The organism is Streptomyces aureus (assembly GCF_001418135.1).
Lineage (GTDB): Bacteria > Actinomycetota > Actinomycetes > Streptomycetales > Streptomycetaceae > Streptomyces > Streptomyces aureus_A.
Window position 1 is genome coordinate 1 of the sequence record NZ_LIPQ01000550.1, and the last position, 7,942, is coordinate 7,942.

8 protein-coding genes are annotated in these 7,942 nt (G+C 70.6%); 6 read left to right on the plus strand and 2 right to left on the minus strand.

Annotation, left to right across the window (positions count from 1 at the left end; genetic code table 11):
* From AOK00_RS33655 to AOK00_RS33675, 5 genes are all read left to right on the plus strand, one after another.
* A partial coding sequence (locus tag AOK00_RS33655; protein WP_055603935.1) for an ABC transporter ATP-binding protein occupies window positions 1-1,509 on the plus strand: 1,509 nt, incomplete at its 5' end.
* Window positions 1,506-2,624 carry an ABC transporter permease gene (locus tag AOK00_RS33660; RefSeq protein WP_055603936.1) on the plus strand — a complete coding sequence of 373 codons (1,119 nt, stop codon included), beginning with the start codon at window positions 1,506-1,508 and terminating at the stop codon, window positions 2,622-2,624. The genes AOK00_RS33655 and AOK00_RS33660, both read left to right, overlap by 4 nt.
* A complete protein-coding gene (locus AOK00_RS33665; protein WP_055603937.1) occupies window positions 2,621-3,883 on the plus strand; it encodes an ABC transporter permease in 1,263 nt (420 codons plus the stop codon). The genes AOK00_RS33660 and AOK00_RS33665 overlap by 4 nt, the downstream gene beginning before the upstream one ends.
* Window positions 3,880-4,284 (plus strand): cytidine deaminase, encoded by a 405-nt coding sequence (locus AOK00_RS33670; RefSeq protein ID WP_055603938.1) that lies wholly within the window; start codon window positions 3,880-3,882, stop codon window positions 4,282-4,284. The genes AOK00_RS33665 and AOK00_RS33670 overlap by 4 nt, the downstream gene beginning before the upstream one ends.
* Before the next feature lie 80 nt (window positions 4,285-4,364).
* Entirely contained in the window at window positions 4,365-5,642 is a 1,278-nt protein-coding gene (locus tag AOK00_RS33675) for a thymidine phosphorylase (protein ID WP_055603939.1), read from the plus strand.
* Window positions 5,643-5,909: 267 nt separating this feature from the next.
* On the opposite strand, the gene AOK00_RS33680 is transcribed toward AOK00_RS33675, so the two are convergent.
* On the minus strand, window positions 5,910-6,569 hold the full coding sequence (locus AOK00_RS33680; RefSeq protein ID WP_079042334.1) for an HAD family hydrolase: 660 nt from the start codon (window positions 6,567-6,569) through the stop codon (window positions 5,910-5,912).
* A gap of 65 nt (window positions 6,570-6,634) precedes the next feature.
* Here AOK00_RS33680 and AOK00_RS33685 point away from each other — a divergent pair, with 65 nt between their 5' ends.
* Window positions 6,635-6,910, plus strand: coding sequence for an STAS domain-containing protein (locus tag AOK00_RS33685; protein WP_055603940.1), 276 nt, complete (start codon window positions 6,635-6,637; stop codon window positions 6,908-6,910).
* Here AOK00_RS33685 and AOK00_RS33690 read toward each other — a convergent pair.
* Window positions 6,907-7,881 (minus strand): sigma-70 family RNA polymerase sigma factor, encoded by a 975-nt coding sequence (locus AOK00_RS33690; protein ID WP_055603942.1) that lies wholly within the window; start codon window positions 7,879-7,881, stop codon window positions 6,907-6,909. The genes AOK00_RS33685 and AOK00_RS33690 overlap by 4 nt on opposite strands.
* Window positions 7,882-7,942: the final 61 nt, after the last annotated feature.

A 7,942-nucleotide genomic window follows, 5' to 3' on the forward strand; every position in this document is an offset into this window, starting at 1 on the left:
AACGGCGCCGGCAAGTCGACCCTCATGAAGATCCTCTACGGCATGCAGAAGCCGGACGAGGGCACCATCGCCGTCGACGGCGAGCAGGTCACCTTCTCCAGCCCCGGTGACGCCATCGCGCGCGGCATCGGCATGGTGCACCAGCACTTCATGCTCGCCGACAACCTCACCGTCCTGGAGAACGTCGTCCTCGGCGGCGAGAAGCTCTACGGCATCGGCGCCAAGGCGCGGAAGAAGATCCTGGAGATCTCCGACGCGTACGGCCTCGGGGTCCGACCGGACGCACTGGTCGAGGACCTCGGCGTCGCCGACCGGCAGCGCGTGGAGATCCTCAAGGTCCTCTTCCGCGGTGCCAAGATCCTCATCCTCGACGAGCCGACCGCCGTGCTCGTCCCGCAGGAGGTCGACGCGCTCTTCGACAACCTGCGCGAGCTCAAGGCCGAGGGCCTGACCGTCATCTTCATCTCGCACAAGCTGGGCGAGGTCCTGAAGGTCGCGGACGACATCACGGTCATCCGCCGGGGCACCACGGTCGGCACCGCCGACCCGAAGACCGCCACGACCAAGCAGCTCGCCGAGCTGATGGTCGGCAGCGAGCTGCCCTCCCCGGAGACCCGTGAGTCCACGGTCACCGAGGTACCGATGCTCAAGGTCGAGAACCTGACGCTGAGCGAGAGCGGAGTCGCGGCCACGCCGCTGACCACCGCCGCCCCGGCCGACCCGTCGAGCGCGGCCACCGTCCACGAGGAGGCCGTGGGCGGCCGCAAGCTCCTGGACGACATCTCCCTCACGATCCACAAGGGCGAGATCCTCGGGATCGCCGGTGTCGAGGGCAACGGCCAGACCGAGCTCATCGAGGCCCTCATGGGCATGTCCACCCCCGACGCGGGCGTCATCTCGCTCGACGGCCAGGACATCTCCAAGGTCTCCGTGCGCAGGCGCCGCGAGGGCGGCATCGGCTACATCCCCGAGGACCGGCACCGCCACGGCCTGCTCCTGGAGGCCCCCCTCTGGGAGAACCGCATCCTCGGTCACGTCACCGAGGCGCCCAACTCCAAGCGCGGCGTCCTCGACCCGAAGGCGGCCCGCAAGGACACCGAGCGGATCGTCCGCGAGTACGACGTGCGCACCCCCGGCATCGACGTCACCGCGGCCTCCCTCTCCGGCGGCAACCAGCAGAAGCTGATCGTCGGCCGCGAGATGAGCCACAGCCCCAAGTTCCTGATCGCCGCCCACCCCACCCGCGGTGTGGACGTCGGCGCGCAGGCGCAGATCTGGGACGCGATCCGGGACGCGCGCCGCGAGGGCCTGGCGGTGCTGCTGATCTCCGCCGACCTCGACGAGCTGATCGGTCTCTCCGACACCCTCCGGGTCATGTACCGCGGCAAGCTCGTCGCGGACGCCGACCCCGCCACCATCACGCCCGAGCAGCTCGGCTCCGCCATGACCGGCGCGGCCAGCGGCCAGCTCGAAGGCGCAGAGCAGCCCGAAGACGGTGACGCCCGATGATGAAGTTCGACAAGGACAAGCTGATCCTGGGCGCGGCGGGACCGGTGCTCGCCCTGGTCACCTCGTTCGTGCTCACCGTGCTGGTGCTGCTCGCGACGGGCCTCGACCCGATCGAGCCCATCCGGCTGATGATCGACAACGCCGGCTTCGCCGACATCCAGGTCCTGATCGTCAACCAGACCGGGATCTACTATCTGGCAGCCCTGGCCGTGGCCATCGGCTTCCGGATGAACCTGTTCAACATCGGTGTCGACGGGCAGTACCGGCTCGCGGCGATGGTCTCGGCCCTCGTCGGTGCCTCGATCGAGCTGCCCGGCCCGCTGCACATCCTGGTGATCGTGATCGTCGCGATGCTCACCGGCGCCTTCTGGGCCGGCATCGCCGGCATCCTGAAGACCACCCGCGGTGTCTCGGAGGTCGTCTCGACGATCATGCTGAACGCCATCGCGACCTCGCTGGTGGCCTGGCTGATCCTGCCGAAGAACTTCGGCGTCCAGCCCGAGGGCTCGAACAACCTCACCACCGGTGAGATCTCCGAGTCCGGCTGGTTCCCGGGCATCGACATGGGCGAGGGCAACGGAGTCATCTACGGCTTCACCTTCGTCGCGCTCGCCCTGGGCGTCGTCTACTGGTTCGTCCTCAACCGCACCCGGTTCGGCTTCGACCTGCGCGCCACCGGCGCCAGCGAGTCCGCCGCCCAGGCCAGCGGCGTCGACGCCAAGAAGATGGTCCTCACCGCGATGCTGCTCTCGGGCGCGCTGGCCGGTCTCTCCGGCATGCCGACGCTGCTCGGCGAGTCCCACACGTACAGCCTCGACTTCCCCGTCGGTGTCGGCTTCACCGCCATCACCATCGCCCTGCTCGGCCGGAACCACCCGGTCGGCATCCTCTTCGCGGCCCTGCTCTTCGCGTTCCTGGACAAGGCGTCCAGCAACCTCGACGTGTACGGGTACCCGAAGGAGATCACCAAGATCATGCAGGGCATCATCGTGATCGCGGTCGTCGTCTCGTACGAGCTCGTCCGCCGTTACGGCCTCCGCCGCCAGCAGCAGAAGGTCGGCGAGGAACTCGCCGCCGGCGGCGCCATCAAGACCGACAAGGAGGTGGCGGCGTGACCACCAGCACCGTTTCCAAGCCGAGCGCCGCGCCCAAGGGCGGCGGACGCCGCAAGCTCACCTGGCCGTGGATCCTGCTGATCGTCGCGGCCGGTCTCCTGCTCTTCTCCCTCGTCCGGGCCGTCTCCGGGGCCAACGACCTCACCTCGGTGGGTCAGGTGTCCGGTGCGCTCCAGCTCGCCGTGCCGATCGGCCTCGCCGGTCTCGGCGGTCTGTGGGCCGAGCGCGCGGGCGTCGTCAACATCGGTCTCGAAGGCATGATGGTGCTCGGCACCTGGTTCGGTGCCTGGGCCGGATACCAGTGGGGCCCCTGGGTGGGTGTCCTCTTCGGTCTCCTCGGCGGCGCGCTCGGCGGTCTGCTGCACGCGATCATCACCGTCACGTTCAACGTGAACCACATCGTCTCCGGTGTGGCGATCAACATCCTCGCGGTCGGCTTCACCCAGTACCTGTCGAACTTCACGTTCGCCGAGGCGGAGGGCGGCTCCTCCAAGCAGTCCCCGCGCATCGACCAGATCACCCAGATCACGATCCCAGGGCTCTCCGACTGGCTGGCGGATCTCCAGGCCAAGCACTGGTTCTTCATCTCGGACCTGGCGGGCATCCTCGGCGGCCTGGTCACGAACCTGTCCCTGCTGACGCTCGTCGCCCTGCTGCTGGTCCCGGCCACCTGGTGGCTGCTGTGGCGCACGGCCTTCGGCCTGCGGCTGCGCTCCTGCGGTGAGAACCCGGTCGCGGCCGAGTCCCTCGGTGTGAACGTCTACAAGTACAAGTACATCGCCGTCACGACCTCCGGCGCCCTGGCCGGCCTCGGCGGCGCGTTCCTCGCGATCGTCGCCACCGGCATCTACCAGGAGGGCCAGACCGGCGGCCGCGGCTACATCGGTCTCGCCGCGATGATCTTCGGTAACTGGATGCCCGGCGGCATGGCGCTCGGCGCGGGCCTCTTCGGCTTCACCGACAGCCTCAAGCTCCGCGGCGGCGCCGAGAACGTCCACGCGCTGCTGCTCCTCGTCGCCGTGCTCCTGCTGATCGCCGCGCTGTGGCAGCTGTACAAGAAGAAGTACGTGGCCGGCGTGATCTCCGCGGCCTTCTCCGGCGGCTTCTTCCTCTGGTACGCGCTGACCGACGAGGTCCCGAGCCAGTTCGTCGACGCGGCCCCGTACATCACCACCCTGCTCGTGCTCGCCCTGTCGGCGCAGCGCCTGCGCATGCCGAAGGCGGACGGCCTGCCGTACCGCAAGGGCCAGGGCAAGTGACGGCCGCCCTCTCCGAGGCCGACTGGGAGGCCCTGCGGGTCACGGCGCGCGAGGCGATGGCCCGTGCTTACGCCCCGTACTCGGGCTTCCCGGTCGGTGCGGCGGCCCGCGTCGAGGACGGGCGGACGGTCTCCGGCTGCAACGTGGAGAACGCCTCGTACGGCCTCGGCCTGTGCGCCGAGTGCGGGCTGGTCTCCGAGCTCCACGCGACCGGCGGCGGGCGCCTCACGCACTTCGTGTGCGTGGACGCCCACGGCGAGTGCCTGGTGCCGTGCGGCCGCTGCCGGCAGCTGCTGTACGAGTTCGGGGGTCCCGAGCTCGTACTGGAGACGCCCGCCGGGTTCCTGACGCTCGCCGAGATGCTGCCGCAGGCATTCGGCCCGGACCACCTCGCGAAGTAAACCTCGGAGCGGCCCTTCCGGCACGATGGGAAGGGCCGCTCCTCCTTTCCCCCTCTATGCGCGTAGAAAGAGGCACCACCATGGACGTCATCTCCGTCATCCGCACGAAGCGGGACAAGGGCGAGCTGAGCCCGGAGCAGATCGACTGGGTCATCGACGCCTACACCCGCGGTGCGGTCGCCGACGAGCAGATGTCCGCCCTGGCCATGGCCATCCTGCTGAACGGCATGAACCGCGCGGAGATCGCCCGCTGGACGGCGGCGATGATCGCGAGCGGCGAGCGCATGGAGTTCTCCTCCCTCTCGCGCCCGACCGCCGACAAGCACTCCACCGGCGGCGTCGGCGACAAGATCACCCTCCCGCTCGCCCCCCTCGTCGCCGCCTGCGGCGCGGCCGTCCCGCAGCTCTCCGGCCGCGGCCTCGGCCACACCGGTGGCACGCTCGACAAGCTGGAGTCCATCCCGGGCTGGCGCGCGCTGCTCTCCAACGAGGAGATGCTGCACGTCCTCGACACCACCGGCGCGGTCATCTGCGCGGCGGGCGACGGGCTGGCCCCGGCGGACAAGAAGCTGTACGCGCTCCGCGACGTCACGGGCACGGTGGAGGCGATCCCCCTCATCGCCTCCTCGATCATGTCGAAGAAGATCGCCGAGGGCACCGGCTCCCTGGTCCTCGACGTCAAGGTCGGCACCGGCGCCTTCATGAAGAACATCGAGGACGCCCGTGAGCTGGCCTCCACGATGGTCGGCCTCGGCACCGACAGCGGCGTGAAGACGGTCGCGCTGCTCACCGACATGTCCACCCCGCTCGGCCTCACCGCAGGCAACGCCCTCGAAGTCCGTGAGTCGGTCGAGGTCCTCGCCGGCGGCGGCCCGGCGGACGTCGTCGAGCTGACGATCGCGCTGGCCCGCGAGATGCTCGACGCGGCCGGCATCAAGGACGCCGACCCGGCGAAGGCGCTGGCCGACGGCTCGGCGATGGACCACTGGCGCCGGATGATCGCGGCCCAGGGCGGCGACCCGGACGCGGCCCTCCCGGTCGCCCGCGAGCAGCACGTCGTCACGGCCCCGTCGTCCGGCGTCCTGACCCGCCTCGACGCCTACGACATCGGCATCGCCGCCTGGCGCCTGGGTGCGGGCCGCGCCCGCAAGGAGGACCCGGTGCAGGCCGGCGCGGGCGTCGAGATCCACGCCAAGCCGGGCGACACGGTGACGGCGGGCCAGCCCCTCGTCACCCTCCACACGGACACCCCGGAGAAGTTCGACTACGCCCTGGGCTCCCTGACCGGTGCCTGGGACATCGCCCCCGCGGGCACGGCCTTCACCCCGAACCCGATCGTCCTGGACCGCATCGCCTGAGGTCAGCTGTGGGCATGTGCCTATGACGCCTTCGGGTGAACGGGACCGGTGGACCCCCGCCGGTCCCGTTCGGCATGCTGGGGTCGGTGACCAGGGAGTCCCGCTGTACCTGCCGATCGGCGCGTACGCGCCCGGCGGCCTCACCGTGACCCTCTACGGGGAGCCGAGGGGGGACGTCTACCGCGTCCTCCGTGCCGTGCCGTTGGGGGAGGAGATCCACCCCCCCCGCCCCCTTCGGCCTCGCTCTCGACACCGCGGAGTTCCCCGTCAGCCGAGCCCCGCTCCCAGCAGCCCCCTCAGCTCCCGCATGTCCTCGAAGACCACCGTGCCCGGGCCCGTGAGGCGGGCCGCCGGGGTCAGGCCGCCGGTGTAGCCGAAGGCGCGCATGCCGGCCGCACGGGCCGCCCGGACGCCGTACGGGCTGTCCTCGACCACCGCGCAGCGCTCCGGCGGGACGCCCATCGTCGCGGCCGCGTGGAGGAAGAGGTCCGGGGCCGGCTTGCCGCGGGCGACGTCGCGGGCGCTGAACATGCGGCCCTCGAAGCGGTCCAGGAGGCCCGCGCGGCCGAGGTTCCTCCGGATGGCGGCGTGGCTGCCGTTGGAGGCGAGGCAGTACGGGACGGCCAGCGTGTCCAGCACGTCCGTGACGCCCTCCACGGCCGTCAGTTCCGCGTCCAGGGCGTCCTCGTACCGCTGCTTGAAGGGCGCCTGCCAGTCGGGCTCCAGCGGCCGGCCCCGGCGCTCCTCCACGATCGCGGTGAGCATGTCGTGCGAGGAGCCGACGAAGTACTCGACGATCTCCGCCTCGGTGAACTCCGCTCCGAGGGTCGCGAACACCTCCCGGTCCACGCGGCAGTAGATGCGCTCGCTGTCCACCAGGACACCGTCGCAGTCGAAGATCACCAGTTCGGCGGGTTCGAGAGTCATGATCCAGACCCTAAGGCCGCAGTGCGCACCGATGAGTTCTGTTCCGGGAGCCGGTCTCAAGCCGTGTGGACACCAGTCGACCGCTCGTCGTGACCCTGACCGCCCGCCCCACCGGGGACGAGGTGGCACGTCTCTGTGCCGTGCTCGGGGCCGCGCCGCCCGGGGACGTGGTCTGCGAGGTCGGCGCGCTCGCGGCCGCCGACCTCGCCGCCGTCGACGCCCTCGCCCGGCTGAAACTCGCCGCCGGACGCAGCGGGCACAGGATCCGGTTCCACGGAGCGGGGCCCGACCTGCGGGCCCTGCTCCTGCTCACCGGTCTCGACGGGACGCTGCCGACCTAGGCCTCCAGCCGGGCCGGCAGGTCGAAGAGCGGGAACCAGCGGTCGGTGTCCAGGAAGAAGTCCATCCCGGCGACCTTGCCGTCGCGGAGCTCCAGCACGATGAGTGCCCACGGGCTGAAACCGCCCGTCGACGGGTCCGGGTGGTACTGGGCGAAGGCCGGGGAGCCGTTCGCCACGGTCGGCACCAGCTTCGAGCCGGCGCACACCTCGCCGACGCCCAGCATCCAGCCGACGATGTCGTCGTGCCCCTGGAGCCAGAGGTCGTACGGCGGCATGGACATGGTCGCGTCCTCGTGGAGGAGCGCGGTCAGCGCCTTCATGTCGTAGCCCTCGAAGGCGGCGACGTAGCGCTCCAGGAGCGCCTTCTGCTCCTCGTCGAGGGGGTTCGCGCTGTCGGAGGCGGCCGGCGCCTGCTCTGCCAGCGTCGCGCGGGCCCGCTGCAGGGCGCTGTTGACCGAGGCGACGGAGGTGTCGAGGAGCTCGGCGACCTCGCTCGCCTTCCAGGCGAGCACCTCGCGCAGGATGAGCACCGCCCGCTGCTTGGGCGGCAGATGCTGGAGCGCGGCCACGAACGCGAGCCGTACGGTCTCCCGGGAGACGGCCGTCTCAGCCGGGTCGGCGACCGAGGGCAGCACCCGCCCGTCGGGAACGGGCTCCAGCCAGGTGACCTCCGGCTGCTTGACGAGCTGCGCCTGCGCGACCGGCGTCGGCGAGGTCAGGTCCATCGGCCGTGCCCTCCGGTTGCCCGCGTTCAGCGCGTCCAGACAGACGTTGGTGGCGATCCGGTAGAGCCAGGACCGCAGTGAGGAGCGCCCCTCGAAGGAGTCGATGGCCTTCCAGGCCCGCATCATGGTGTCCTGCACCGCGTCCTCCGCCTCGAAGGAGGATCCGAGCATCCGATAGCAGTAACCGGTCAGCTCCCGGCGGTACTTGTCGAGTTGGTCGGTCGTCGCGGTCGCGGCGTCGCTCATCGGGTCCACACCCCACTCACCCCTCACCGGCACCCGTTCGGTGCCGGTGAGAGGGTGAGTG